This window comes from Oscillatoria sp. HE19RPO (genome assembly GCF_024220515.1).
Classification (GTDB): Bacteria; Cyanobacteriota; Cyanobacteriia; order Cyanobacteriales; family Laspinemataceae; genus Laspinema.
Genome location: NZ_JAMXOT010000010.1, coordinates 55,988 through 81,684, shown reverse-complemented (window position 1 = coordinate 81,684; position 25,697 = coordinate 55,988). Strand labels below are relative to the sequence as shown.

Genomic DNA, 25,697 nt, shown 5'->3' with positions numbered 1-25,697 from the left:
GGACTATATCATAGAAAGAGCAGACCAATCGGAACGGAATGACCCTTAAAAACTAAAATTAGGATTAAGTTATTTCGCCCTGGCATTCCTCCTGGCCATAATGGGAAGATTATTATCCAACCCGAGAAAAATTCCCCTCTATCCATCCCCGATCGCCTGTCGGAGAATCTAGGTCTGGAGGTAATCTAGAACACTCCTAAATTCAGAAAAAGAGAGAGTCTTTTATCTGTACAATAAGAACAATATCGGTGAAGCAAAGTTGCGCCGGATCAAATAACGGGATCGGGAGTGAGCTTTACGGCTTCAGGGCAAAAAGTAGGGAAAAAGGAGACTAGGAACCCAACCCAAACCGATGAATCAGGGAATAGCAAAATAGGCAAATAATAGTTGGGGGTAGTCACTATGGTATTGATTTGGCTTTTGAATAGAGCACAACGACGAAAGTTATGACTGACCTCGACCAACCCATTGAATGTTCCCTCTATAACGAGCGATCCTTACAGACGTTGGTCAGAGCGATCGCCCTGTCCGAAGGAAATTTTTCTTTAATTTTAGTCCGGTGCAATTATGTGACATTGCAGCAGAGTATGCTCCAACGTCTCGAATCCCTCTGTCCAGAAATGTTCGAGGAAGGACGTTCTGTACATTCTCTGGTTCTCCCCAAAACCGTCAACACCCTTTACAGCGCCGTGAGGGACGCTCTGGATCAGAAACAACCCCTAGCGGTGATGATTTTTGGGTTGGATAGCACCAAAGGTTTGGAACAGTTGCTAGTATCGGCAAATCAGGTGCGCGATGAGTTTCGCAACAGTTTTCCTTTTCCCCTGATTTGGTGGGTGACGGAAGAAGTGCTCACTTATCTGATCCGGTTTGCACCGGATTTGAAAAGTTGGGCCGCCACTTCGATTAAATTTGAGATGGAAACGGATAGCTTATTGGACCTGCTGCACCAAGAAGCGGGGAGTCTGATTCCTCAGCTATTAGAGAAGGGTGCAAAGAAAAGCGGATATGAATGGTGCATCCCGAGTCCCCTGGAGTCGAACCGGCGCAAAGAACTGGAATCAGCAGTGAAGGATTGCGTGTTTCGCGGAGTGACTTTGGATGCCGAACTCTCTGCCAGCGTCCAGTTTGTCCTAGGTCGCGATGAATTTTGCCGCGATCGCCTGGACACAGCAGAAGCCCATTATCACGAAAGTTTGACGTTATGGCAGCATATCGGTCCCGGTTCACCCCTCACGGACCCCGAACAACCGGCCCCAGAAATCACCCCCCTTGCGACTTCTTCCCCAGACCTCGAACGCCTCGGTCTGCTGTGGTTTCACTTGGGATTGTTGTATTGCCGCAAAGCCGAACTGAACCCGGCTCAAAATCAGCAACACCTCACGGAAGCTGAATCCTATCTCGATCGCGCCTTAACCCTGTTTGAATCCAGAAGTCGATTAGATTTTGTCGCGCAACTCAGCCCCCTATACGGAAAAGTCCTAGCCAGACTACAGCGCTGGGACCGCTTGCAAATTCAAGTGGAAAAAACAGTGGATCTCCATGAAAAACACCCAGTGCAATTGGCCCGGGATTATGGATTTATGGCAGAAATCGCCCTGGCGCGCGAAGAGTGGGAACAGGGATTGGAGTACGCCCAAAAAGCGATCGCCGCTTTAGCCTTGGCCCCTGTCACCGAGCGCCAAGAACAGGGATTGTACTTGTACTTCCACGCCCGGGCCACAGTCCGGTGGTTGAGTCCTGAAGCAACCCCGGCCCCCGTGCCATTCAAAGATTCGGCCCCCTCCTGGTATCAACAGTCCCAAGCGGCGATCTACATACTCAATTTAGCCCAACAAGTCACCAAACCCGAACGGGACCCCCAACTTTATATTTCAATTTTAAAACTGCTGCGATCGCTCTATTTTGAGCATCAAGAGTATGTCGAAGCCTTTCGCCTCAAACAAGAACAACGCTCCATTGAAACCCTCTATGGATTCCGGGCTTTTGTCGGGGCCGGATTGCTGCAACCCCAAACCAAGGCGCATTCCCAACCCTTAAACCAAACCGCCTTAAGTGGACTGGCCCCCAAGCATTCCGACACGGTGGGCCTTCCCCAAGAAATCGCCGCCGCAGGCCGCCAAAGCCATATTGAATGTTTGCTAGAACGTATGACTCGCGCCGATAAAAAACTCACCATTCTCTATGGCGACTCTGGGGTTGGCAAATCCTCCTTGGTGAATGCCGGATTCGTTCCAGCATTAGCCGGACGGGCAGTTGGCGATCGCCTTGCATTGCCAGTAGTGCTGCGGTCCTATACCGATTGGATAGCCACCCTCTCCAAACGCCTCAATGAAACCATCAGCCAAACCCTGGGAATTCCCCCAGAACCCAATTCCGAGTGGGCCGAACTCAATGGGGACCTACAAAAGGGGCAAAGCCTGACCGGACAGAAATCCGCTGACCCTTCCCCAGTTCAAGCCGCCTTATCCATGCTGCGGTCCAACGTCAATCGCAATCTCCTCACAGTGATTGTTTTTGACCAATTTGAAGAATTTTTCTTTGTCCATAAAACCCAAGAAAGTCGGCAAGAATTCTATCGCTTTTTACAAATCTGCCTCGATATTCCCTTTGTGAAAGTAATCCTCTCCCTGAGAACGGATTTCTTACATTATTTATTAGACTGCGAACGGTTATGCTATCTCGATGCCATTAATAACGATATTCTCAGTAAAGAAATTCGTTATCAACTCAGTGATTTTTCCGCCGCTCAGGCCGTAGAGGTAATTCAGCGCTTAACCGAACGATCGCAATTTTACCTGGAAACTGAACTGATTGAGGCATTAGTTCGGGATTTGGCCAATGAAACAGGTCAGGTGCGCCCGATTGAATTGCAACTCGTCGGCGCTCAACTGCAAGATGATGAAGAAAAAATCACCACATTAGAACAGTACCAAAAGCTTGGCGATCGCCCCAAAGAAATCCTGATTGCCCGCTCCCTCGTCCAAGTGATTCGCGACTGTGGTCCCGACAACGAAAAACCCGCTTGGGAAGTCCTGTACCGTCTGACCAATCCCAACAACACCCGACCCCTTCGCACCCAAGAAGAATTAAAAGCAGACAGAAAACTCACCCCGGCACAGCTGGACTTAATTTTAACCATTCTCGAAGGAGCCGGTTTAGTCTTTATTCACCGGGAAGAATCCGGCGATCGCTATCAACTCGTCCATGACTATCTCGTTCACCCCGTCCGCCAAAAATATGAAACCGACTTTGGTCCCGAGGCCCAATTAGTCAAAGCCGAAGAAGCCAAAAAAAAGACCCAAGCTCAACTGGAAAAAAGCAATAAAATGCTCAAACGTCAGATGGGTTTTTTGGGCTTTTTAGTCAGTTTATTAGCTTTTGCCAGTGTGTTCGCCCTCGCTCAAAAAGAACAAGCCTCCATCGGAGTGGAAAATGCTCAAATTACCGCAATTAGTGCCTCCAGTGAAGCCCTCTATGTCTCCGATCGCGAATTTGATGCCTTAGTCGAAAGTTTAAGATCCAGGCGAAAACTCTCCATCGCTAAAAACCCCGACTCAGAAACCAAACTGCGAGTAGCAGCCGCCTTACAACAAGCCGTCTATGGAGTGCGAGAACGTAACCGCTTAGAAGAACATGGTGCAGAAGTCTGGAGTGTCGCCTTCTCTCCTGATGGTCAGTTATTAGCCTCCGGAAGCAATGACACTCAAGTATTGCTTTGGAACCGCAACGGCAGTCTCCATAAAAAATTGGTAGATTATAGCCTAGATGTGACCGGGGTCAGTCATACCGATGCCGTCACTAGCGTAGGCTTCTCGAATGATGGCAACTTAATTGCCTCCGCCTCACGAGATAGCACCGTTAAACTCTGGAAGCGCGATGGCAGTCTTTATAAAACCCTCACCGGCCATACCAATAGCATTTATAGCGCTACTTTTTCCCCAGATAGTCAACTTGTTGCCACCGCCAGTCACGATCAAACCGTCAAATTATGGCGGGTCTCCGATGGCAGTTTGGTCCGCACCTTTCAAGGTCATACCGATTCCGTGAATTGGGTCACCTTTAGTCCCGATGGTCAAACCCTCGCCTCCGCTTCCGATGACAAAACCGTTAAACTTTGGAGTCTGGAGGGTACCCTGCAACAGACTTTAAAAGTTCATACCGATTGGGTCACCGCATTGGCCTTTAGTCCCGATGGTCGTCATCTGGTTTCTGCTGGGGTGGACCATACTATTTCCGTGACTAATCTGGAAGAAAACAACACCCAAACCTGGAAAGCTCATGATGATATTGTGTTTAGCCTGAGTTTTAGTCCCGATGGTCGCTGGTTTGCATCCGCAGGCGATGATAATGCCATTAAAATTTGGAAATTAGATGGGACGCCGATTAAAACCCTCAAAGGTCATAGTGGTCGAGTCACCAGTGTCAATTTTAGTCCCGATGGCATGACCTTGGCATCCGCCAGTTGGGACAAAACCATTCGCCTGTGGACATTGAAAGATACATTTTTGCAAGTATTAGCTGGGGAAGTGGGTCACAAAGGACGAATATCCAGCATCAGTTTGTCTCCCACGGGAAAACAGTTGGCATCAGCCAGTTGGGATAAAACCGTGAAAATTTGGAGTCTGGAACCGGGTCGCACCCCCTCAGCGGTGACCACGTTACAGGCTCCCGAGGGACATAGCGATCGCGTATTTGGCGTCAGTTTTTCTCCCGATGGTCGGGCGATCGCCTCGGTCTCTCAAGATTGTACAGTCAAAATTTGGAATGCGTCCAATGGCACCCTCCTCAAAACTTTAGTGGACCCGAATTTGACCGGGGACCCGTCGAAAAATTCCGATTGTCCAGCAGAAAGTAGTCACAGCGATCGGGCTTATTCGGTCAGTTTTTCCCCCGATGGTCAATTAATTGCCTCCGGTTCTCGCGATAAAACCGTCAAAATTTGGCGGATCGATGGCACGTTATTGGGGGTTTTAGAGGGTCACACTGAACGGGTGAATAGTGTGGCTTTTTCCCCCGATGGTCGTCTGATTGCCTCCGGTTCGGATGATAGAATGGTCAAACTTTGGACCAAGGACGGTGAACTGCTCCAAACTCTCTCCGGTCGCTATCCTCATCAGTCCTACGTCACCAGTGTGACGTTCTCTCCCGATGGTCAGCGCATTGCTTCCGCCAGTTGGGATAATACGGTGAAAATTTGGCATCTGGATGGCACTCTAGAAAAAACTCTGCTGCAAGGCTATAGCGATAGTGTGGAAAGTGTTCGCTTCTCTCCTGATGGTCGCCTGTTGGTTTCGGCCAGTTGGGATGGCACGGTTAAGCTGTGGAGTCTTAAGGATGGGACGTTATTAAAAACCCTCCAAGGTCATACTTCCGGGGTTTTAGATGTGGAGTTTAGTCCCGATGGTGAAATTATTGCCTCGGCTGGAGATGATAATACGGTGATTTTGTGGAATTTGGATTTAGATGATTTGACTCGCCGCGCTTGTACTTGGCTCCATGATTATTTTAAGTATTCTAAAAATATCAACGAGGGCGATCGGGCGCTTTGCGAGGAAGCGATTAAGGAACAACGATTTCCTAAGTCTGGCGTTCCTTATTTACAACGGGTGAGCCAGCAGCGATAAGAATGGGGGAGGGGTGAACCACTGATTACACTGATTGTCACGGATTTGAAGTAATCTGGTTATTTATTGTCGTTCTCTCCAGGTTTATGTCTGAATTACCCCCCCTTAACTCTGATACGATTTGGGATATTCTCAATGACCAGATTGATGATTTGACGGTTAATCGCTTGGTTTGGCATTTTTTAGGGTATCGCTATGAGGAAATGACTCAAGCTTGGAATACGGATGCGGTCGATACGCTGTGGCGAGAAGAGTATCCCGAACCTCCCGATTTTATCGCCAGCCGACCGGCAACGGTTAAATTGACTCGTTCTATTCCTAAAGAAAATAAACAATTGCTGAAGGAAAAGTTGGGGTTTTCGGGTTATAAGGTGGGGGAGTTGGTTCCCCGCTTAACCCGTCGCGCTACGATGGCGAATTGGTTATTAAGTTATTTGGAATCTCAACCCTGATTGGGGAGGCGTCCAGTCTTTCTCGGGCTATTTCGGTTAACCCGTTGATTCATCATGAATGATTAGTCAGGGGCAATTCCTCCCTCAAGTCAGCCGGATTGAGGTTTGATAATTTTATTCTAAAAATTGCAAGTTGTCAACCTGTTAAAAGATAAAATTACACCGGGGCTAAATCTGCCAGAATTCTGATTGACGGCATTGGGGAGAGATGCTTAATATTAAGGGAAGGTAAAAACTGTAAACAAATATTAAGTTTATGAATGGCTCGGGGGTGGAGCCTTCTGTGATGCCACCCTGGTTGGATGAAAGAATGAAAACTCCTATAGAGACTGCAATGCAATCAACATTTCCCCAAAGACTTCTCATATCCGTGGCGGCCTTTTTCCTGGCGGTATCAGCTTGGGCGATCGCCCCGATTTCGGCTCAAGCTTATGACAATCCCGAGTTACTGCCGGAAATCCAAACCCCAATTATTGACCTTGCCAACTCCCTAACGAGCATCCAGGAAGAGAACTTAATCCAAGAGTTAGAGAATTTTGAAGCAGAAACCGGCTGGAAACTGAGGGTCCTGACCCAATACGATCGCACCCCAGGTCGGGCCGTTAAGGATTATTGGGACCTCAACGATAAGAGCGTCCTACTGATTGCCGACCCTCGGGGGGGCAACCTCTTGGGATTCAATGTGGGGGATGAACTCTACCCCTTACTGCCGAGAACCTTCTGGATCGAATTACAAACCCGCTACGGCAATCAATTTTTTGTTCGAGACAACGGAGAGGACCAGGCAATTCTTAACTCATTAAATACCGTGGAAAATTGTTTGCGCCAAGGGGGATGCCTGGTGGTCCCCGGGTTGCCGAGGGAGCAATGGATCCTTACCCTGATTACTTCAACGGTGGGGGGCATCATCTTTGGATTTGCCGCACATCCCAGAAAAGATCGACAAGCATTTTCCTGGCAATGGGCCTTAATGTTTTCACCCCTCTGGGGAATTTTATTTATTGCCTTTGGTTTGGGCCCTGTGATTTCGCGGACCAGTGATTTTTTACCCTTACTGCGGAATATCCTGGGGTTTCTCCTGGGTGCCCTGGTTGCTTATTTAACGCCGATTTTAAATGGGTCCTCAACTTCTGAAACCTAGGAATTCGTAGGACAAGAAACCGGGTTTCTGGCACTTTTTGCTGCGAATTGCTACAGATTTTTCAAGAAACCCGGTTTCTGATGGCTGCTCTAGCGCCAGAACACAGAAGCCAGTACAGTTTTAGCTCTGTAAGACAAGAAACCGGGTTTCATCGAGCTTACACTTCAGTGAAAAGAGTAAAGAGTTAGACTGACAACAATTGAACAAACAAGTTAAAACTATTGAAGCTAAAGCTTGGAAGTAACTTAAAAGCTTAATTTAACCAAAATTTGCTTGTCAACCCAATGCAGAACAGGTATCCGAACACTTCAATAATCAACTACGAGATCATTGAATCAACTCGACAGAGAGATGAGAAGTTCCCTATTATTTCCAAGCCGGAAGACTATCCCAGGAAGCCAACCTTCGGATAGCCTCTCTGGGCAATGGTTTCAGCCAATCAGGATGTACAATTTATTTTGCATGACTGCTTAGGGTATTCCAACAAATAAATCCTCCTTGCTTTGATGCGATCGCACCTAACAAGACTGTATTTAGCCCGCGCAGGCGGGCTATAGCCCTAACGGCCCGGGCTTCGCTAACGTCCTGTGAGCCTCCACCCTTGAGGGTGCGGGTTTTGGATATTTTATTTTTTGGACTTCCCTTAGAGGGGGCTTTCTGGGCCCCTTCCCTGCATTTTGGTGACTAGAATGAAACAGCCCTACCCCTTAAAAAGGGGTAGTTTTTAGAATTTTGCAAGAAGTCTATTGACACTCCAATAGTTTAATGATAAAATCAGGATATCTTAATTTTTTGTGCATCTTTTGTTCAACCATCCATTACTTATCGCTCAAGCACTATAGCAATCCTCAATAATTTGTAATAAAGCCAACGAGCTTTCTGACTCGCACTACCCAGGTTTCAACATTGAATACCTGAAACAACCCATTTAGGAGAGCTATAGATCAATATCTAGGTGATTTTTCAAAGTTATCCCTACTGACGCCGAATAAAAATAGGCTGGCTACACTACCTGTGCCTTTAATACTTAACTAAAAGTTGTGGCTACACTGAAACCCTACTAATCTAGTAACCCTGCATTAATATGATTTTTTCTAAAAACGATCAAGTCAATCGACAATTTCATATCCAAGTTCTGCAAAAACTTAATTGGCTATACAATACTAAACCCAAGTTCCTAGCTACTATGCTGGCTCGTCTGCTAGCACCTGATGAGCGTCGTCGCATTATTAACACAGGTTCCGGGATTCGCTTTTATGCAGATCCCATGACACATATTGGGCGTATCATGATTTTGGAAAACGAATATGAAGAAAAGACAATTAATATTTTTAGCTCAGAAATAAAAGCTGGACAAGTAGTTTTAGATATAGGGGCAAATGAGGGATTTTTCTCTGCTTTAGCAGGTACTATAGTAGGTCCACAAGGTACTGTCATTTCGGTAGAGCCCCAATCCCGACTAACAAGTTTGATAGAAATTAATATGAGGATTAATCAGGTTGAAAACTTTTTCATTTTTCAAAATGCTTTGGGAGAAAATGAGCAAGTAGAAACTGAAATTAGCCTTTACCCTTCTATGTATTCTGGGCAGTCAAGTTTAGTTAAAAAATATAAATATAGTCCAGTAAAGGTTTCGGAAACTGCAAAATTTGTATCAATAGAAACTATTTTAAAAGAGACAAAAGTCAATAAATTTGATTTTGTGAAGGTAGATGTAGAAGGATTTGAACACAAAGTAGTTGAAACCCTTTTACCATTCATTCATAATGGCACTGTTAATAAATTAATTTTAGATTACCATACGGAAATTCTGCAAGCTCAGAATCTAGATCCGATGACAATACATCAGTCTTTAATTGAGGCGGGAATGGTTATTAAATCAAGCTTAACGGACCCCCAAGAACAAGGCGTTTATGGAACTGTACAAGATCTGAGTTCTGGTAAACGGGCTTATTTGCTTTATGAAAATAAAAATGCTTAATTAAATTTCCCTAACAAGATAAGATATAGCGTTTCTCATCTCCATAAGGTACAGCGATGGCGGTCCCAAACCGTCGGCGGTCCCGAGGATAGGGGCTCTACTGGCGTACCTCATGAGTCTGGGAACCGCTATAAGTTATTTTTGCCAATTTAATAGGATGGAGTCAACACTTCAGGCTTTAAAGGCGTAAAAATACTGAGAGGGTGACAAGACAGCTAGACCAATTGCTGTACAAGGGATAGAGCATTTAGTCCTTGCCGAAAATTTCGAGCTTTATGAGGCTTGAGGGCCATCAAGGCTAACATCTCATCTCGCTGTGAAAACTAGGGACTGGCTCCAAGCATAACCCGATAATCCGAGCCAAAAGATACTGTGATGGGGATAATTATTAGGAGTTTTTTCGCTTCGACCGAGGTAAGGTAATAAGTGGGTAGAGTCAAACTCATGACCACAATTAGTCGCCAACCAATAAGCGAAAGTAATCAGCAAAACCAGGGCTAAAAATCGGGTGGCATCCACCCGAGTAGATTCCATATTATAGCCCCCACTTTTACAATCTCTCAACATCATTTCGATACCCCACCGCGCTTGATAAATTTCCTTGACCAGCTTGGGCTTCTTAAGTGTAGTTAGTAAATACCAGGGTTCTTTTACCTTTTTTCCACGATGACTTTTTTCCCAATAAACTCCCAGATTAAATCCCTGAATAGGCTCAGATTTTTGAAAGGTTACATTGAGGAAAAAGTGGGATTCACCCGATTTAAACCCCTGGGTTTTTAAAGACCTAACCGGCTGGCATGATGTGGCTACAAAAGCACTTTTTTTTGACGAAATACAACCTCTACACCCTTTATACTGAGCCAATCTGCGAGTTTTGCACTATGAAATTCTCTATCTTTTATTACCACAACTGGATAAGGTTTTAAAAGAGCCAGTACCGGCCCTAATACCCGTTTCTGTTCTCGGAAAGAACTACTGCCTAACTTGGAGAGTAGCTCCCAATATATTGGTCAAGCATGATTTCCCAAAATTATTGTGGCCATCAGTAGATTTCGGTCTCTCCATTGAGTGCGGTCGAGAGCAACCGCTACATAGTTTTTAGTTTTAAAACTTAATTTTGAGCGCTTTCTCCGTTGCGCTCTATTTAAATATTTTTCTCTAAATTCAGATTTTAAAGCGGCCTTGATTATTGGAAACAATAGCAACTTAGCCGACAGTTGGGGGAGTTTCAGAAATCGTTGGATATTTCGGAGGCGACTGTTGTATTGAATGGGTTGTGGAAAACCGTTCGCGAGGGTTGATAATCTGACTTGCCGATAACTTTGAAGCATCAGGACTAAGAGTTCTAAGGTCCGTGCTTGACTCTCGCTCAAATGGATTCTTCATAGTTTTTGGTATAATGTCCTTAGCATTTTTTGTTAGGGTGGCTCCAAGGGCCACCCGCTTTTTGACGACTTCTCCATTATTTCAAACAATTGCCCCGTCTGGGTTTGACCTCCGTTGTCACCCTCTCAGAGAAATAGACCGGCGGAATGTGGGATCTAACCGGCAGAATGTAGGTTTAAAGATTTGGGTTACTGGGGGTGAGAGTGAGGATGGGGAAAGTGGGTTTTAACCCATCCTGTATTTCGGGGACAGAGTGGCAGTGGGCTGAGTTGTGGGTTAATCTATTGCCATTGCCTGGGTTCTTCCCAACCGGGCTGGTAGTGACGCCATAAGCTGGTATCCAGAGTGGGTCCTTCGGAGTCGATCGCGAAGGTAATGGTGGGGTCTGGATGACCTGTCAAGGTTCGCAACAGATCGCCGGTTTCGACATTCCAGAGTTTAATCGTTTTTTCCAGACTGCCACTGGCGAGGGTTTTGCCATCGTGACTCAGGGTAACGCCGCGAACGATCCCGGAATGAGCGGCGATCGCCCGAATCAACCGCCCAGATTCTAAATTCCAAATTTTAATCGTCCCATCCTGAGAACCACTGACTAACAATTGACCGTTGGGACTAATTGCCAGAGAAATCGCCACATCGGTATCAATATTAAACGAGCGAATTAAGGCCCCGGTTTGAAGATTCCAGAGATTGAGCTTTTTATCAATGCCTCCGGTGGCGAGGATGGTCCCATCGGGACTCAGGGACATCGGGCGAACGGTTCCAGAATGACCACTCAGGGTCCGCAAGCGTTGCCCTTGGACGAGATCCCAAATATCGATGGTGCCATCGTAGCCGCCACTCACCAAAATTTTGCTATCTTCACTAATGGCAATGGCACTGACTCCGCTGGTATGTCCAGCTAGGGTGCGAATAAAATCCCCGCGACCCCGTTGCCAAATGTTCAATTTTTTTTCCGTACTGCCACTGGCGAGAGATTGTCCCCCCTGACCCCCAGCGATGGGATAAAAGGACCAGGAATGTCCACAGAGGGCTTTAGTAATTTCGCGATCGCGCAGTTTCCAAAGTTTAATCGTGCCATCGTAACTGCTGCTGGCAACTAGCCCTCCATCGGCACTGATAGCAACGGGATAGACATAGTTTGAAGAGCCAGTTAGGATCCGTAACCATTCGGTAGAAATCGGGATAGAGGTGAGGGATTCCAGATAGAGATTTAGTCCGCCCATATAAAAGAGGTCATCAAGGCAGAGGCGGGCGCGACCCTCGCTCAGGGCGATTAAATGGGTGGGTAAAAATCCAGCTAAAATTGGGTGATAGTCTGACCGGGAGGGGTGAATTGCTTCTGGAATCAAGACAAAAATGATGGCAGCTTTGTGCTTAATTTGGGAGAGTTCCAGATCCCAGACTAAGGGAGAAGTGGAGCTACAAAGGGCTTCAACGGAAAGGGCGATCGCGGGATTGGCTTTGAGGGTAAAATCGCCCGAGTTTGAGGATTGGGGCGGATGACTGGGGTTAATTCGAGTGACCCGGCGATCTAAATAGGTGGCGACGGCTTCGACTCCAAGCTGATGGCGTAGGCGATCGCGAAAGAGTTCCTCTGTATGGGTCTCGGATTGAGCCGAAGAAAGTCTCTGTTCACAGGCTGAGTGAATGGCCCTGAAGCGTTCACCGGCGATCGTCACCTGTTCGCCATGCAAACCGGGCGACTGGCAATGCAGCACTGCGGCCCTTTTGTAATTGAGCCGTTTAATAAAATCCGCCTGTTGAAATTTGAGGGGTGTCGTCCAGTCCATTGGTTGCTTTTATCGTTCTTCCCAAGATTTTACATAGATTGTCTCAGTAGACCTTTGGCGACGGCCCAGGGGCGCTGCGATGGGTCCCCCTGTTCAGAGTGGCGATCGCCTCGGAAACAAAGCACCCTAAAAATATGAACCCACAATCACCCACCGTAGATCTTTAACGGATAACTTTCTCGCTTAAATCCAATCTAAACTATAAAATCTATACCAAAAAACCGGGTTTCTGACTTCAATCTTGGATCTTAACCGAGATGAGTGTCAAGAAACCCGATTTCGAGAAATGGTCTCGGGACTTACGCATAAACTTCATATGCTCTAGGGTTGATTCGCGAATCAACCCTAGATTTAGGGTTGGATATTAAATAATCCGTAAGTCCTGGGTCTGTCCTAGAATCAAACACCGCAAATTTTAGGGGAAACCCCTAATCTAAATGCTCCTCATCCATCTCCTCTAGGGCTAGGGGTTCATTCCCCGGAGTGCGAAGATTCTCCAACATCATTTGGATTTCTAGGGGCGGGGGCGGCGTTAGGCGAGAGACAATCAAAGTCACCGCAAAATTAATCATCATGCCAATGGTCCCAATCCCTTCAGCGGAAATGCCAAATAACCAGGGTTCCATCCCGTAGAAATTCACAGCAATAATATAGTAGGCCGTGAATGCTAACCCCGCAATCATCCCGGCAATAGCGCCTTCTCGATTGGTGCGGCCATCAAAGATGCCTAAAATAATCACCGGGAAAAAGCTGGCTGCGGCTAACCCAAAGGCAAACGCCACCACCTGGGCGACAAATCCCGGGGGGTTGATCCCGAAGTATCCGGCAATGGCAATGGCAAATCCCACCATGATCCGGCCCACCATCACCCGCTTGGCTTCTGACGCCTGGGGATTGATCAGGCGGTAATAAATATCATGGGCCACGGAACTAGAAATGACCAGCAATAAACCGGATGCGGTAGACAAGGCAGCAGCTAATCCTCCCGCAGCCACCAGGGCCACAACCCAGGGGGCCAGATTCGCCACTTCTGGAGTGGACAAAACGATGATATCCCGGTCAATGTTAATTTCATTGGTGTTCGGGTCCGGTGTCAGTTCCAAGAGTCCATCAGCGTTTTTGTCCTCAAAGGTTAAGAGTCCGGTGTTTTCCCATTTGGTTGCCCAATCGAGTTGGCGGACCTGTTCGAGGGTTTGCCCGTTTAAGTTGGTAATTAAGTTATAGCGGGCAAAGGTGGACAAGGCGGGGGCGGTGGTATAGAGAATGGCGATAAACAGGAGGGCCCAACCTGCGGAGTAACGGGCAGCGCGAATATTGGTGACGGTATAAAATCGGACGATGACATGAGGCAACCCGGCAGTTCCCACCATCAGGGCGATGGTGATGAACAGGACATCCAGCATGGACTTTTCGGTAAAGGGTTGGGTATATTCGGCAAATCCGAGGTCTAGCTGAAGCTGGTTGAGTTGGGGAACGATGTCGCTGAAGGTAAAGGCGAGTTGGGGGAAGGGGTTGCCGGTGAGTTTAAAGGACAGGGCGACTGCTGGGATCAAGTAGGCGAGAATTAATACGGTATATTGGGCGACTTGGGTCCAGGTAATCCCTTTCATGCCCCCCAAGACGGCGAAAAAGCCGACAATAATCATGCCGATGATCACGCCTTGGTTGATATCGACTTGCAGGAATCGGCTGAAGACGATGCCGACGCCGCGCATTTGTCCGGCAACATAAGTGAGGGAAATGAAGATGGCGGCGACGACGGCGACTAGGCGGGCGGTGGTGGAGTAGTAGCGATCGCCGACAAAATCCGGGACGGTGTATTTTCCGAATTTCCGCAGATAGGGGGCCAACAGGAGGGCGAGGAGAACATAGCCCCCGGTCCATCCCATTAAATAAATGGATCCGTCATACCCGAGGACGGAGATCAGTCCCGCCATTGAGATAAAGGAGGCGGCAGACATCCAGTCGGCAGCGGTGGCGGCCCCATTGGCGATTGCCGGAATGCCCTGTCCGGCAACGAAGAATCCTTTACTATCTCGCACCCGCGATCGCCAGCCGATATAGGTGTACATGATAAAGGAGAGAATGACCAGGATTGTTGTCCATGCTTCTACTGACATCAGTTAGTCTCTCCGATTGTGGTCGTTGTATTTGCGATCGAGTTTATCCATTTGAATGGCATAAATAAAAATAAGGACCACGAAGATATAAATGGATCCTTGCTGCGCCATCCAAAAGCCAAAGGGTAGGCTTCCAATCCGAATCAGGTTGAGGGGTTGCACGAATAAAATGCTGCACCCAATGGAGACGATTCCCCAGACGATCAGCAGGTTGCGAATTAAAGCTTTGTTGGCCCGCCAATAAGCGTGACGGTGTTCGTTGTTCATGATTTTTTATCTATGAGAGTTTTGTGATGTGAAGTTTAATCAGCATACAGTGGGATGCTTTGGCTACGCTAGAGGGAGAGATGTTTTTTCCCTGGGGAAAAAATAGCGGGGGTTCAGCGATCGCCCGGTGAGTCAAAGTGTGAGATATTATGGCTACAGATACTGATACACTTTTTTTATGGGGATCGCCGATCCCGAGTCAGGGGAAATCCTGGCGATCGCCTTCGTCTCAATCATTTCCGGCTGGGGCGATACCCTAACTGATTCTTTTCCAAGGTTTAAATAACGATGGCAATTTCGGTTTTGGAGTTCTACATCAGGGCGGGGTTTGGCAACTTTCCCTGTCCTGTACTCGTCCGGTGCAATTCCCCCCAAGAGAGAATTTTTATCGGATTTTTGTGGGTGAGTCCCCTGCATCTGTGCCGCGTGAGGTAGAGAAGGAGGACTCGTGGGTTAATCCGCTATTCCTATAAGGGGAGATTGTCTTCTTGTGATTTGTATCACACCTATGGTTAGAACTCAAACGCTATAACCCTTAGAGGACAGTCATTTAAAATTTTATTACGGAAGCCGTCCAAAAGTTTATGAAGAAATATTGCAGTTGCTTGATTTAACTGTTAAAGTATGCTCAAGGGCGACTGAAGTCCATACTCGTATCTAGGAGGCCAGCCCACCATGTACAAGAACCCAACGGATACAGTTCGGGACTAAGAATAGGACCGAGGGGAAAATGGAAACGTGCTACCGCGTAACATTCAACATCAAAATGCGCGAGTGCGGATTGTCAATTTCAATAACACTTGTGGATTGGGTTTCCCAAGAAGAATTGACATCTGAGGCGTTGACCCCATCACCCTGATTAGGCTTTGAAGTATTTTCAACTGACATTTTGTTGAAGGGATCAGCAATTGTATAACATCACAATTCTGACCCCCCTTCATCAAAATCGCTGCTGCTACTGATTACATTTAACTTATCCTTCGTAATCGCCAAAACGGGTGACTCTGTGAAGTGCCAAAAAGATCAACAAACTTGGCATGGAATGAGTAGAGGGATAAGACCTCAACTATGGAGGCTTCATTTATGAACATTCAAGACAAGACTGCATTGATTACTGGCGCGTCCCGTGGAATTGGGCGGGCGATCGCCCTGGAGTTGGCACATCAAGGCATGAAACGGATCATTATCGTGGCCCGCGATCGCGATAAATTAGCGGAAGTGGAAGCCGAGATTGCCATCCTGGGGGTAGAGGTCGTGAGTCTCCCTTTAGATCTCACGCAACCTGTGGAAGTGGACATTGCGATCGCCAAAGCGTGGAAGCATCATGGTCCAATTCACCTCTTGGTCAATTGTGCCGGTGTCGCACATCAGACCCCATTTTTGCAATCGAAATTCCCGAAAATTCAGGAAGAACTTTCTCTGAATATTATGGGAATGTACGAGATCACGCGCATGGTTGCCAAACGCATGGCCGCAAGGCAGGAAGGCACCATCGTCAACGTTTCCAGCTTAATGGGCAAAGTGGCGGCACCCACGATGTCCACCTATTCAGCAACCAAGTTCGCCATCCTCGGCTTCACCCAAGCCTTGCGGGGGGAACTCGCGGAACATAATATCAAAGTGGTCGCACTTCTGCCCACTTTGACTGATACCGACATGGCGAAAAACTTAGAATTGTTTCGCTGGGTTGTGCCCATGACACCGCAGCAGGTGGCAAAGGCACTGATATCGGGACTCAATAGAGACTCCTCGGAGATCTTAGTGGGATGGCAAAGTCATTTAGCCGTGTTGTGCCAACGAATTGCACCGTGGCTATTGGATAAAATGCTCTTGATGGCTTCCCCTTTATCTGGGAGTCTGGTCAAGCGCAATTATCGCCGAAATCAAGCCAGCGATCGCCTACTCGCGGAGGCTGCTGCCGCATCCCGTTAAGGGGTTCCTAAAACATTAGGTTCGCATTATTGAGTAGGGGCAATTCATGAATTGCCCCTACATCAACGTAGGATTTTAAGGTTTGGATGGCCCCCCGCAGATATGGACTCACCGTGATTTGACTTGAAACGCTTGCGGTGAAAAGGGGCTGACTCATTTTACCATAACCGCTTGAATCCCACGCCTCTTGCCAAAGGCATAAAAGAGAGAATTTTGCCCGCAAGTTGCAGCCTATCCCCTCCCCAAATTGCTCCAGGTCTGGATTTTGTGGCTTGTTGACCTGGGACACAGGGGAATTTTATGTCCGTAAATTTATAAAAAATGAATTCATTGATACAATAATCCGACGACTCATGCTAGACTCATACCAATTGGAGAATAAATTCCACGGTTAACCGAGTCAAAAGCATCAGCCAACTGTTTCGGCTGACTCTGGATCCAAATGCTCTGAGCTTGGGCAATTACTTTTTTAACGTTTCCCATATCTTCATTCCAGAAGAATTTAATTTTTTTGGAATGATTGTAATGACTGCACATCATCTGTAAAATACAAACCCAATAAACATTATTCGTCTAGCGGCGAGGAGGTTGATCCCATGTTAAATGCACAACACAATTCCAAGGGAAACTTCATGGTTGTTGATCTGGCTGAGGGAGTTTTAGTGGGTTCTCTCATGCCCAAAGATAACCTCCCCGCACTGCGATCGGGATTTGCTGGATATCCGGCAAACCCCCGATGGAATGTGATCAAATATCGGGCCTGGAAAATGGGACGGCAGTTGCGGCAGTCTTTGGATGAAGGGGATTTGGTGGTCCGTTCCACGGATTTCATGTTAGTTCCGGCGCAAGAGAGTTCGGCAACTCAGATTGGGAAAGTGAAGCCACAGAGCGATCGCTTTCTAACCACTCCAATGGTACTGGCTTAACCCAAATTCATGAATTCAGAATCTTTCCCTAAAAGGAGCGATCGCCTCTAAGCGCGATCGCTCCTTCTCATTTTATCCCAGCTTTTAACCCTGGGTTGTAATGCGATCAATTAAAGCTTCCTTCACCTGTTCCGCATTTTCATTCTCAACTTGGCAAGTGCCTGCATTGGCATGACCCCCACCGCCATATTCCAACATCAATGCTCCAATATTCAGATTTGAGCTGCGGTTTAAAATCGACTTACCCACGGCAAATACCGTATTTTGTTGCTTGAGTCCCCAGAGAATATGCATGGAGATATTGCAATTGGGATAAAGGGCATAAATGGTAAACCGATTCCCCGCATAAATGGTCTCTTCATTCCGCAAATCCAGGACCACTAGACTGTTATAAACCTTCGCACAGTCTTTAAGTTGCTGATTAAATTTATCTTGGTGTTCAAAGTACAGATCAGACCGTTCTTTGACATCAGGAAGCTGCAAAATTTCCTCAATGCTATGATTTCTACAGTAATCAATTAATTCCATCATTAATTGATAGTTAGAAATTCGGAACTCCTTAAATCTCCCTAAGCCGGTACGAGCATCCATCAGAAAGCTCAAGAGCACCCATCCTTGGGGTTCTAAAATTTCAGACCGCTCAAATTGAGCCGAATCTGACTTATCCACCGCTTCCATCATTTCGGTGGAAATGTTGGTAAATTTTTCCGGTCCGCCAAAGTAGTTGTAGACCACCCGGGCCGCAGAGGGAGCTTTTGGATCGATAATATAGTTATCGTGAGCGTCTGGATTGCGGAGGGTTTCGCTTTCGTGGTGATCGAAGACTAAATGCGCGGTTTTGACGTAGGGTAAATTGGTGGTAATATCGCGATCGCTGATTTCAATTTTGCCATCCTGCATATCTTTCGGATGCACGAATTTAATTTCATCGATGAGATTGAGCTCTTTTAACAGAACAGCACAGACTAACCCATCAAAATCACTACGGGTGACTAATCGGTACTTGTGGTCGTCACTTGACATATTTCCCCTGGTTAGATCAGTATCGGTTTATTTTTGCTATGTGTCTCTATTGAAACCGATCTGTTCTCTCCTGTCTAGGATGGGGGACCCCAAAGGTTAGAAACCGGGTTTCTTATCCCAATTTTTGCTAATTGTCACAAATCTGGGTCAGAAACCCGGTTTCTGGTTCCCTGCAAAGGTTAGAAACCGGGTTTCTTATCCCAATTTTTGCTAAGGGAACTCCAAAAAATAAAATCTTCTATCAGAGATCCCCCCAACCCCCCTTAAGAAGGGGGGCTTTTCCAATTCTGCAAAACTTTTAATGCCCCACTTTATTTATGGAAATCCCTAATTGTCACAAATCTGGGTCAGAAACCCGGTTTCTGGTTCCCTGCAAAGGTTAGAAACCGGGTTTCTTATCCCAATTTTTGCCAATTCATCACAAATCTGGGTGAGAAACCCGGTTTCTTGTCACCTGGAGTGAGTCAGGGATTGTCTGAGGCGATCGCATCTTCATTTGCACCCATGCCACCCCGCCACAAGTTGACAGTCCGATCTAATCCCCCGGTGGCGAGGGTCAGTCCATTGGGATACCAGGCGATCGCCTGTGCCCAATCTGACTCTGCTGAAATAAACCCGACTGCCTCTGCTGTCTCCAGATTCCAGAAGCGAATTCCATCCCGAGATGCACTGGCAAACAGTTGACCATTCGGGTTAATTTTCAGCGACTTAATCCAACTGGGATGATCCACCAAGGTGTAAACCAGTTCTCGGTTAACTAAATCCCAACATTTAATCGTGGTATCAAAACTACCGGAAATTAAACGATTGCCATCGGGGGTAAAATCTAAGGTGGTAATTCCGCGATCGTGTTGAAATGAAGTCGGGAGAGGATTGCCGACAATGGTGGCTCCTTCCCCAGGAATCACCGGCCATAAAATAATATTACCCTGATGAGTTCCGGCGGCGATCAGTTTTCCATCTCCTCGAAAGGCTACGGAATAAATCGGTTGTAAATTTAATAAGACTCGGATCAGTTGGCGATCGCGCAAATCCCAGAAGCGAATTCCATCTAAACCGCCACTGACCAAATTTCGGCCATCCGGGGAAATTGCCAAGGAAAGGACGTTACTTCTATGTTCTAAAAATTGATGTAATAATTGACCTTCTTGGACATCCCAGACTTCGATCGCCCCGCCATCTCCCGAACTCACGAGGGTATTTCCATCGGGAGAAAAAGCTAGGGCAAGGACTCGATTTTGATAGGTTTTCCAGTGGCGAATCCGTTTTTCTCGTTGTAAATCCCAGATTTCAATTCTCGGATCATTTCTGCCTCCGCCCAAGGCAATAAATCGGCCATCGGGACTAAAGGCCAGGGATTGAATGGTGGCCGATTCTCCTTCGATCGCCAGATATAATTCGGGATTGTTCCAAGTCGGGGCGATGGGGCGATCGCCTTGCCCTTGAAACCCTGAATTAGACCCTGTATCCCAGGATAATCGGGATTCTACCGTAGGGTCAGGTATCTGGGGTTGAGGCGTCGCCAGAGTGAGTTCTCCCCGGGAAAACAGGGCAGTTCCCAGCAGCAAGGGGAGGGCAGGAAGATAGGCCAGTAATCCAGCAATTAAACCCTGGGTTAGGACCAGGTTTTTTAATCTGAATCTCTCCATTCAGTTCACCAATAATCGATTCAGAACTTATAACTTAACCGTATTAATTAAAACTACTCCCCAGTCATCGGAACAAAATTCAGACTAGAAATTAGTCCTGATGATGATGACAGTTTTGTTGAATATTCGGGCAAATTGTATGAGCAATTTGGTCCTCGGGGGGTTGTTCTTGCCAGCCTTGGAGAATACCTTGCAACTCCGAACGCAGGGTTTCTAAGGACCGGATTTGTTCATCAATTGCAGCCACTTTGGCTTCTAAATGATGTCGAACTTCTCCACAAGGCAATTCGCCGCGATCGTGAACCTGCAAAATATCTTTGATTTCCGTCAAACTTAATCCCAAAGATTGCGATCGCTTAATAAAAGCCAGCCGATTCAACACCGTAGGGTCAAAGATTCTATAACCCGAATCTGCCCGTTCTACGGTGGGTTCCAACAGACCAATTTCTTCATAGTAGCGAATCGTCTTCACCGGCAATCCCGAAGTTGCAGACACTTCGCCAATTTTTAGGGATTTTTCACCCAACAGAGTTTCCATCATCTTGCGGTTGAGGTGAACGGTATTACGACCCCCGAAGGATTATTGCGGGGGATATTTTTTAGAAGTCATCAATAAGGGGAGGGGTTGACGAGAAGAAGCCGGAGGGAGATAATGTTCCGGCACTCGTTCGAGATCTAACGGCTGACTGCGTTGGAGTTGCCACCATCGTAAAGCCAAGGCCACGGTGACCAGGACGATGCCAAAACTAAACAGAGAAACGCTTTGGTCAATTCCGCCGAGGGCTGCATCGACAGCGCCGACAATCACGATAAAGCTAGTAATAGGTTCTTGACGGTAGGCCGACTTTAGAAATCTAATCAATCCAGGATTCATCATAAGTTAGGGTTTTTTCTCTTCGGGTAATTTTTCTCTATGGTTAAGATTTAAAGTTGACCCCCCAAGTTTTGGACCAGGGCAAGGGCCTTTCCCCTTTTCATTGTAACGTTTCAAGGGTTGATTGTAATGTACCGTTTGGGGGTTTAGCTCAAAAGGGCGATCGCCTCTTAAGGCAACCTGTTGAACTCGGAGTGCAATCGGGTCACCCTACAGATGGTTTCTGCCCCTTTTGCTTAGATTCCGGAGTTCTTTCAATTCCCCCGTGAGGTTTTAAACCCTAGTAGATATCCCGGGTGTAAGTCCAGGGGCGGATGGGGATTACCCACCCGCCCCGAAAATGACCTAATTGAGGCCCAACCAGGACAGCAGTCCTTGTCCCGTGAGGTATTCGATCAGCAGAGTCAGGGCAAAACCAATCATCGCCGCCCGACCATTCAAGCGTTCAGCATACTTATTGAAGCCAAATTTGGGTTCTTCCAGCTTCGGGGTAACGGTAGGTCCGGTAGGTTGGGGTTCTGTCATGGTGAGTCGGTTAATTTACAATTCTTAACGATTTATCATCTTCTATTGTAGGGAGGCGGACTCATTCGTCAACAACAATCCTCCTAAAATTTCCTAAATTAAGGAATCACAACGGAACTACAAGAGGTTATTCATGGAAATCGGCGTCCCAAAAGAAACAAAAGATCGGGAATATCGGGTGGGGTTGAGTCCGAGTAGCGTTAGAGTCCTTACGGAACATGGACATTCTGTATTTATCGAAACCCATGCGGGGGTCGGTTCGGGATTCAGCGATCAAGAGTATGTGCATAGTGGCGGGAAAATTGTCCCCACGGCAAAAGATGCCTGGAGTCGGGAATTTGTGGTGAAGGTAAAAGAACCCTTACCGGGGGAATATGGGTATTTGCACAAAGAGCAACTGCTGTTTACCTATCTCCATTTAGCCGCCGATCGCCAATTAACCGAGACCCTGATGGAATCCGGCGTCTGTGCGATCGCCTATGAAACCGTCGAACTCCCGGATAAACGACTCCCCCTCCTCACCCCCATGAGCATTATCGCCGGTCGTCTCTCCGTGCAGTTTGGCGCGCGATACCTGGAACGGCAACAAGGGGGACGGGGAGTTCTGTTGGGAGGCGTTCCTGGGGTCAAACCGGGCCATGTGGTCATCTTAGGCGGAGGGATCGTCGGGACAGAAGCGGCCCGGATGGCAGTCGGCATGGGGGCGCGAGTGCAAATTTTGGATATCAACGTCGATCGCCTCGCCTATCTGGAAACATTATTTGGGTCCCGGGTCGAACTCCTGTATAGTGAGTCCTTACAAATCGAGGCAACTGTTCCCGATGCCGACTTACTCATTGGTGCAGTCCTCGTTCCCGGACGTCGTGCTCCGATTTTAGTCCCGCGTCAGTTAGTGGAAACCATGCGTCCCGGTTCAGTGATTATTGATGTTGCCGTGGATCAAGGCGGTTGTGTGGAAACATTGCACCCCACTTCCCATACAAATCCTACTTATATTGAAGCCGGAGTTGTGCATTATGGCGTACCTAATATGCCCGGTGCCGTCCCTTGGACCGCAACTCAAGCCCTTAATAATAGTACCTTACCTTATGTGGTTAAATTAGCTAAGTATGGAATTAAAGCCTTAGACTTTGATGCCGCTTTAGCCAAGGGTCTGAATGTGAAAAACCATCAACTGTTGCATCCAGATGTTCAGCATGGTTTCCCTGATTTAGTTCCTTAGAAATCATCAATAGGACTGACGCCAATATTAGACCCATAATGTAGAGGCGATTCGCGAATCGCCTCTACATTATTTAGGTAAATTTTAAAATCTGCGGAAGCCTTCCTCAGAAAAAGCTGGAGGATTTTGAGCGATTCCTCTAGCCGAAGGTTTGGAAAAATGAGACAAATAAAGGGTAAAAAGAATGAAAATTTTTCTCAAAACTGACCGTTTAATCCTGCGGTATTTTAACGAAACCGATGTTCATCACCTTTTAGAATTAGACAGTGACCCGACGGTGATGCGCTACATTAATGGCGGGCTTACCAGTAGTCTAGCCGACATTGAAGCATGGCTAGACCGAATTTTAGACTATTATCAAAAGTATGAAAATTTTGGGTTTTGGGCCACTCATGAAAAAGTCTCCGGAGAGTTTATCGGCTGGTTTCACTTTTACCCCGCCATCACCAGTAGCTTTGGGGTAGCGGCGAATCTCGTCCGAGAGGGGGAGATGGCTTTAGGATATCGATTGCGGCAGTCCAGTTGGGGGAAAGGATATGGCACGGAAGGAGGGCGATCGCTCCGGGATAAAGGGTTTAATGAATGGGGGGTCAAGAGAATCATCGCTTGGGCATTACAAGCCAATCAAGCCTCGATTCGAGTCATGGAAAAAATTGGGTTACAATTTGAATGTGATTATCACTTAAAGCCTGAGCAGTTACCGGCATTAAAACACCCCGAGGAACGGCTGATTCTCAAGTATGGGTGTGATAACCTTCAAGTTTTACTGAGAAAATAACCAAAACTTAGCTAAGTTTAAGGCATTATTATACCCAATGCGGTATGGCGCAGGGGAAGGGTAATTTCAAAAGTCGTGCTAACTCCTGGTTCGGAATGACAAGTGAGAGTGCCGTGATGCTTTTGGACAATCATCTCATAACTGATATAAAGCCCTAATCCGGTTCCTTGTCCTACGGGTTTTGTTGTAAAAAATGGGTCAAAAATTTGATTTTTAACTGCCGGAGGAATACCCCCGCCATTATCGGTAATGGTAATCTGAATTTGCTCGCCTTCTAGTTGCCGCGTCTGGATGTGAATCCTGCCGGAATTAGCCGGTGTATTAGCTTCGATCGCATCAATCGCATTGCTGAGAAGGTTCATAAACACTTGATTGAGTTCTCCCGCCAAACATTCAACTGGAGGGAGTGGACTGTAGTCTTTGATTACCTCAATTTGGGGAGGGAGAGACTCGGACGCCTGGATGCGATGTTGTAGAATCAGCAGGGTACTTTCTAATCCTTCGTGAATATCGACGGATTTCAACTGAGCTTGATCTAGCCGGGAAAAGTTCCGGAGACTCAAGACAATGCGCTGGATGCGATCGGCCCCGGATTTCATAGAATTCAGGAGTTTAAACAAATCTTTTTTAACAAAGGGTAAATCAATCTGAGTTTCCAGTTCTACAATTTCAGGGTCGGGTTCTTGATATTTTTCCTGATACAGGGACAACAGATCCAGGATGTCTCGGAAGTAGTCCGTAGCGGGAGAGAGATTGCTATAAATAAAACTCACCGGATTATTGATTTCATGAGCAATGCCTGCAACTAACTGCCCCAAACTAATCATTTTTTCATTGTGAATTAATTGACCTTGGGTTTGCTTGACTTGACGTAAGGCATTGGCGAGAGACTCAGCTTTTTCTGTTAAATGAATCTCTTGGCGCATGAGTTGTTCGTTTGCTTGGGAGAGTTGCTGGGTGCGTTCGATGACCCTATATTCTAGTTCGGCTTTGGCTTGTTTTAAGCTCTCTAAAGCGTGGCGACGTTCTTGGAGTACGGCAATTAGAACCAGGGTGGTGACGGAAATGACGCCAATAAAGGATTCTAAGAAGAGGAGAGAGGCGTTGAGATTATCTTGGACGAAGGAACTGCGATTGAGAATGGTTCCGCCGATCGCCATTAATCCCGTCAAGGCGATCGCTAAAGTGGTCCAGCGTTCCGAAAACCGAAATGCCGCCCACCCCAACAACGGAATTATTAAATATTCCACGGGATATCCATACCAAAAGGCCAAACTAACCACGCCATAAAACAGCAAAAACCAACTCCAACTTTCCAGACGTAGGGACCGCAATTCTGTCCAGAGAATTTTTCCCAAGTGAGAGAAAATTAGAGTCCCCTTTTTCTGTTGCCAACTCTCGCTTAAAAAGTGATGCCAAGTCAACAAAACTGGAGTAAAAATCAGCACACCGGCCACATTAGACACCCACCAAGTCACCCAAGACTGTGCAAAATTCGACCACTCTACCCATTGCGCCACACAAAGGGCGAGAATGCCCACCGTGGCACTGATAATTTGAGAGGCGATCGCCCCACAACCGACAAAAACAAATACTTGATTCGCCCGATGAAACGGATAGCGGGTGTGAGTCAAGCGTCGAATCAAAGCAGCGCCCCATAGAGGCGTCAGGGTATTTCCGACTGCAGTGACTGCCGCGATTGCCAGACTCACCGGGGTGGGACTCAGCAACACTGAAATGCCAAAAGAACCCAAAGTAATCCCGGGCCAAATTTGGTTTCCCCAGATCAGAACTGCCCCCAACCCCACCCCTGCGGGAATCCAGACCGCTGTAACGCCACCGGGGAGAACCGCTAACTTGAGCCCAAGGATGCCTAAAGCACAGTAAAAAAGGGCGATCGCACCGATTAATAGGACGTTTTTCCGGAACTGAACCTCGCCTAGTCTTCTCTTCATTTGACACTCCGTCGGGGAACTCTCATCATCAAAGACTGATTACTTA

The 25,697-nt window shown here is 47.0% G+C and carries 17 protein-coding genes and 1 pseudogene; 8 read left to right on the top strand and 10 right to left on the bottom strand.

Annotated elements, in window-relative coordinates:
- Nucleotides 1-446: 446 nt before the first annotated feature.
- The 4 genes from NG833_RS01340 (at nucleotide 447) to NG833_RS01325 (ending at nucleotide 9,201) form a co-directional block, all read left to right on the top strand.
- On the top strand, nucleotides 447-5,627 hold the full coding sequence (locus tag NG833_RS01340; protein ID WP_254563534.1) for a WD40 repeat domain-containing protein: 5,181 nt from the start codon (nucleotides 447-449) through the stop codon (nucleotides 5,625-5,627).
- A gap of 86 nt (nucleotides 5,628-5,713) precedes the next feature.
- Nucleotides 5,714-6,079 (top strand): DUF1823 family protein, encoded by a 366-nt coding sequence (locus NG833_RS01335; protein WP_254563533.1) that lies wholly within the window; start codon nucleotides 5,714-5,716, stop codon nucleotides 6,077-6,079.
- Between the two features lie 334 nt (nucleotides 6,080-6,413).
- On the top strand, nucleotides 6,414-7,220 hold the full coding sequence (locus tag NG833_RS01330; protein ID WP_254563532.1) for a TPM domain-containing protein: 807 nt from the start codon (nucleotides 6,414-6,416) through the stop codon (nucleotides 7,218-7,220).
- Nucleotides 7,221-8,304: 1,084 nt separating this feature from the next.
- Entirely contained in the window at nucleotides 8,305-9,201 is an 897-nt protein-coding gene (locus tag NG833_RS01325; protein WP_254563531.1) for an FkbM family methyltransferase, read from the top strand.
- Between the two features lie 215 nt (nucleotides 9,202-9,416).
- On the opposite strand, the pseudogene NG833_RS01320 reads toward NG833_RS01325, so the two are convergent.
- From NG833_RS01320 to NG833_RS01305, 4 genes and pseudogenes are all read right to left on the bottom strand, one after another.
- Nucleotides 9,417-10,580, bottom strand: a pseudogene (locus tag NG833_RS01320) (IS4 family transposase).
- Nucleotides 10,581-10,868: 288 nt separating this feature from the next.
- The gene (locus NG833_RS01315; RefSeq protein WP_254563530.1) at nucleotides 10,869-12,380 is read right to left on the bottom strand and encodes a WD40 repeat domain-containing protein; all 1,512 of its coding nucleotides are present in this window, start codon (nucleotides 12,378-12,380) and stop codon (nucleotides 10,869-10,871) included.
- 428 nt (nucleotides 12,381-12,808) lie between these two features.
- On the bottom strand, nucleotides 12,809-14,500 hold the full coding sequence (locus tag NG833_RS01310; protein ID WP_254563529.1) for a sodium:solute symporter family protein: 1,692 nt from the start codon (nucleotides 14,498-14,500) through the stop codon (nucleotides 12,809-12,811).
- Between the two features lie 3 nt (nucleotides 14,501-14,503).
- Nucleotides 14,504-14,767 carry a DUF4212 domain-containing protein gene (locus NG833_RS01305; protein WP_254563528.1) on the bottom strand — a complete coding sequence of 88 codons (264 nt, stop codon included), beginning with the start codon at nucleotides 14,765-14,767 and terminating at the stop codon, nucleotides 14,504-14,506.
- 1,083 nt (nucleotides 14,768-15,850) lie between these two features.
- Between NG833_RS01305 and NG833_RS01300 the strand changes: the two genes are divergently transcribed.
- Nucleotides 15,851-16,699, top strand: a complete 849-nt coding sequence (locus tag NG833_RS01300) for an SDR family oxidoreductase (protein ID WP_254563527.1) — start codon at nucleotides 15,851-15,853, stop codon at nucleotides 16,697-16,699.
- Between the two features lie 596 nt (nucleotides 16,700-17,295).
- Nucleotides 17,296-17,625: a hypothetical protein gene (locus NG833_RS01295; protein ID WP_254563526.1), complete on the top strand. Its 330-nt coding sequence runs from the start codon at nucleotides 17,296-17,298 to the stop codon at nucleotides 17,623-17,625.
- A gap of 84 nt (nucleotides 17,626-17,709) precedes the next feature.
- Here NG833_RS01295 and NG833_RS01290 read toward each other — a convergent pair whose 3' ends face one another.
- The 5 genes from NG833_RS01290 to NG833_RS01270 form a co-directional block, all read right to left on the bottom strand.
- On the bottom strand, nucleotides 17,710-18,648 hold the full coding sequence (locus NG833_RS01290) for an exopolyphosphatase (RefSeq protein ID WP_254563525.1): 939 nt from the start codon (nucleotides 18,646-18,648) through the stop codon (nucleotides 17,710-17,712).
- A 464-nt stretch (nucleotides 18,649-19,112) separates the two neighbouring features.
- Nucleotides 19,113-20,297 carry a WD40 repeat domain-containing protein gene (locus NG833_RS01285; protein ID WP_254563524.1) on the bottom strand — a complete coding sequence of 395 codons (1,185 nt, stop codon included), beginning with the start codon at nucleotides 20,295-20,297 and terminating at the stop codon, nucleotides 19,113-19,115.
- Between the two features lie 91 nt (nucleotides 20,298-20,388).
- Nucleotides 20,389-20,838 carry a heavy metal-responsive transcriptional regulator gene (locus NG833_RS01280; RefSeq protein ID WP_254563523.1) on the bottom strand — a complete coding sequence of 150 codons (450 nt, stop codon included), beginning with the start codon at nucleotides 20,836-20,838 and terminating at the stop codon, nucleotides 20,389-20,391.
- A gap of 39 nt (nucleotides 20,839-20,877) precedes the next feature.
- Nucleotides 20,878-21,171: a hypothetical protein gene (locus tag NG833_RS01275; RefSeq protein ID WP_254563541.1), complete on the bottom strand. Its 294-nt coding sequence runs from the start codon at nucleotides 21,169-21,171 to the stop codon at nucleotides 20,878-20,880.
- A 345-nt stretch (nucleotides 21,172-21,516) separates the two neighbouring features.
- Nucleotides 21,517-21,696: a hypothetical protein gene (locus tag NG833_RS01270; RefSeq protein WP_254563522.1), complete on the bottom strand. Its 180-nt coding sequence runs from the start codon at nucleotides 21,694-21,696 to the stop codon at nucleotides 21,517-21,519.
- A gap of 133 nt (nucleotides 21,697-21,829) precedes the next feature.
- Here NG833_RS01270 and ald point away from each other — a divergent pair, with 133 nt between their 5' ends.
- Together ald and NG833_RS01260 are read left to right on the top strand one after the other, a co-directional pair.
- Nucleotides 21,830-22,918 (top strand): alanine dehydrogenase, encoded by a 1,089-nt coding sequence (gene ald, locus NG833_RS01265; RefSeq protein WP_254563521.1) that lies wholly within the window; start codon nucleotides 21,830-21,832, stop codon nucleotides 22,916-22,918.
- Between the two features lie 184 nt (nucleotides 22,919-23,102).
- Nucleotides 23,103-23,696 (top strand): GNAT family N-acetyltransferase, encoded by a 594-nt coding sequence (locus NG833_RS01260; RefSeq protein ID WP_254563520.1) that lies wholly within the window; start codon nucleotides 23,103-23,105, stop codon nucleotides 23,694-23,696.
- A 17-nt stretch (nucleotides 23,697-23,713) separates the two neighbouring features.
- On the opposite strand, the gene NG833_RS01255 is transcribed toward NG833_RS01260, so the two are convergent.
- Nucleotides 23,714-25,651: an MASE1 domain-containing protein gene (locus tag NG833_RS01255; RefSeq protein ID WP_254563519.1), complete on the bottom strand. Its 1,938-nt coding sequence runs from the start codon at nucleotides 25,649-25,651 to the stop codon at nucleotides 23,714-23,716.
- Nucleotides 25,652-25,697: the final 46 nt, after the last annotated feature.

Coding starts and splice junctions, on each gene's coding strand:
- NG833_RS01300 (WP_254563527.1), top strand. CDS start 15,851: ATGAACATTCAAGACAAGACTGCATTGATTACTGGCGCGTCCCGTGGA.
- NG833_RS01285 (WP_254563524.1), bottom strand. CDS start 20,297: ATGGAGAGATTCAGATTAAAAAACCTGGTCCTAACCCAGGGTTTAATT.
- NG833_RS01255 (WP_254563519.1), bottom strand. CDS start 25,651: ATGAAGAGAAGACTAGGCGAGGTTCAGTTCCGGAAAAACGTCCTATTA.
- NG833_RS01315 (WP_254563530.1), bottom strand. CDS start 12,380: ATGGACTGGACGACACCCCTCAAATTTCAACAGGCGGATTTTATTAAA.
- ald (WP_254563521.1), top strand. CDS start 21,830: ATGGAAATCGGCGTCCCAAAAGAAACAAAAGATCGGGAATATCGGGTG.
- NG833_RS01270 (WP_254563522.1), bottom strand. CDS start 21,696: ATGACAGAACCCCAACCTACCGGACCTACCGTTACCCCGAAGCTGGAA.
- NG833_RS01290 (WP_254563525.1), bottom strand. CDS start 18,648: ATGTCAAGTGACGACCACAAGTACCGATTAGTCACCCGTAGTGATTTT.
- NG833_RS01295 (WP_254563526.1), top strand. CDS start 17,296: ATGTTAAATGCACAACACAATTCCAAGGGAAACTTCATGGTTGTTGAT.
- NG833_RS01340 (WP_254563534.1), top strand. CDS start 447: ATGACTGACCTCGACCAACCCATTGAATGTTCCCTCTATAACGAGCGA.
- NG833_RS01275 (WP_254563541.1), bottom strand. CDS start 21,171: ATGAATCCTGGATTGATTAGATTTCTAAAGTCGGCCTACCGTCAAGAA.
- NG833_RS01280 (WP_254563523.1), bottom strand. CDS start 20,838: ATGATGGAAACTCTGTTGGGTGAAAAATCCCTAAAAATTGGCGAAGTG.
- NG833_RS01310 (WP_254563529.1), bottom strand. CDS start 14,500: ATGTCAGTAGAAGCATGGACAACAATCCTGGTCATTCTCTCCTTTATC.
- NG833_RS01260 (WP_254563520.1), top strand. CDS start 23,103: ATGAAAATTTTTCTCAAAACTGACCGTTTAATCCTGCGGTATTTTAAC.
- NG833_RS01335 (WP_254563533.1), top strand. CDS start 5,714: ATGTCTGAATTACCCCCCCTTAACTCTGATACGATTTGGGATATTCTC.
- NG833_RS01305 (WP_254563528.1), bottom strand. CDS start 14,767: ATGAACAACGAACACCGTCACGCTTATTGGCGGGCCAACAAAGCTTTA.
- NG833_RS01330 (WP_254563532.1), top strand. CDS start 6,414: ATGCAATCAACATTTCCCCAAAGACTTCTCATATCCGTGGCGGCCTTT.
- NG833_RS01325 (WP_254563531.1), top strand. CDS start 8,305: ATGATTTTTTCTAAAAACGATCAAGTCAATCGACAATTTCATATCCAA.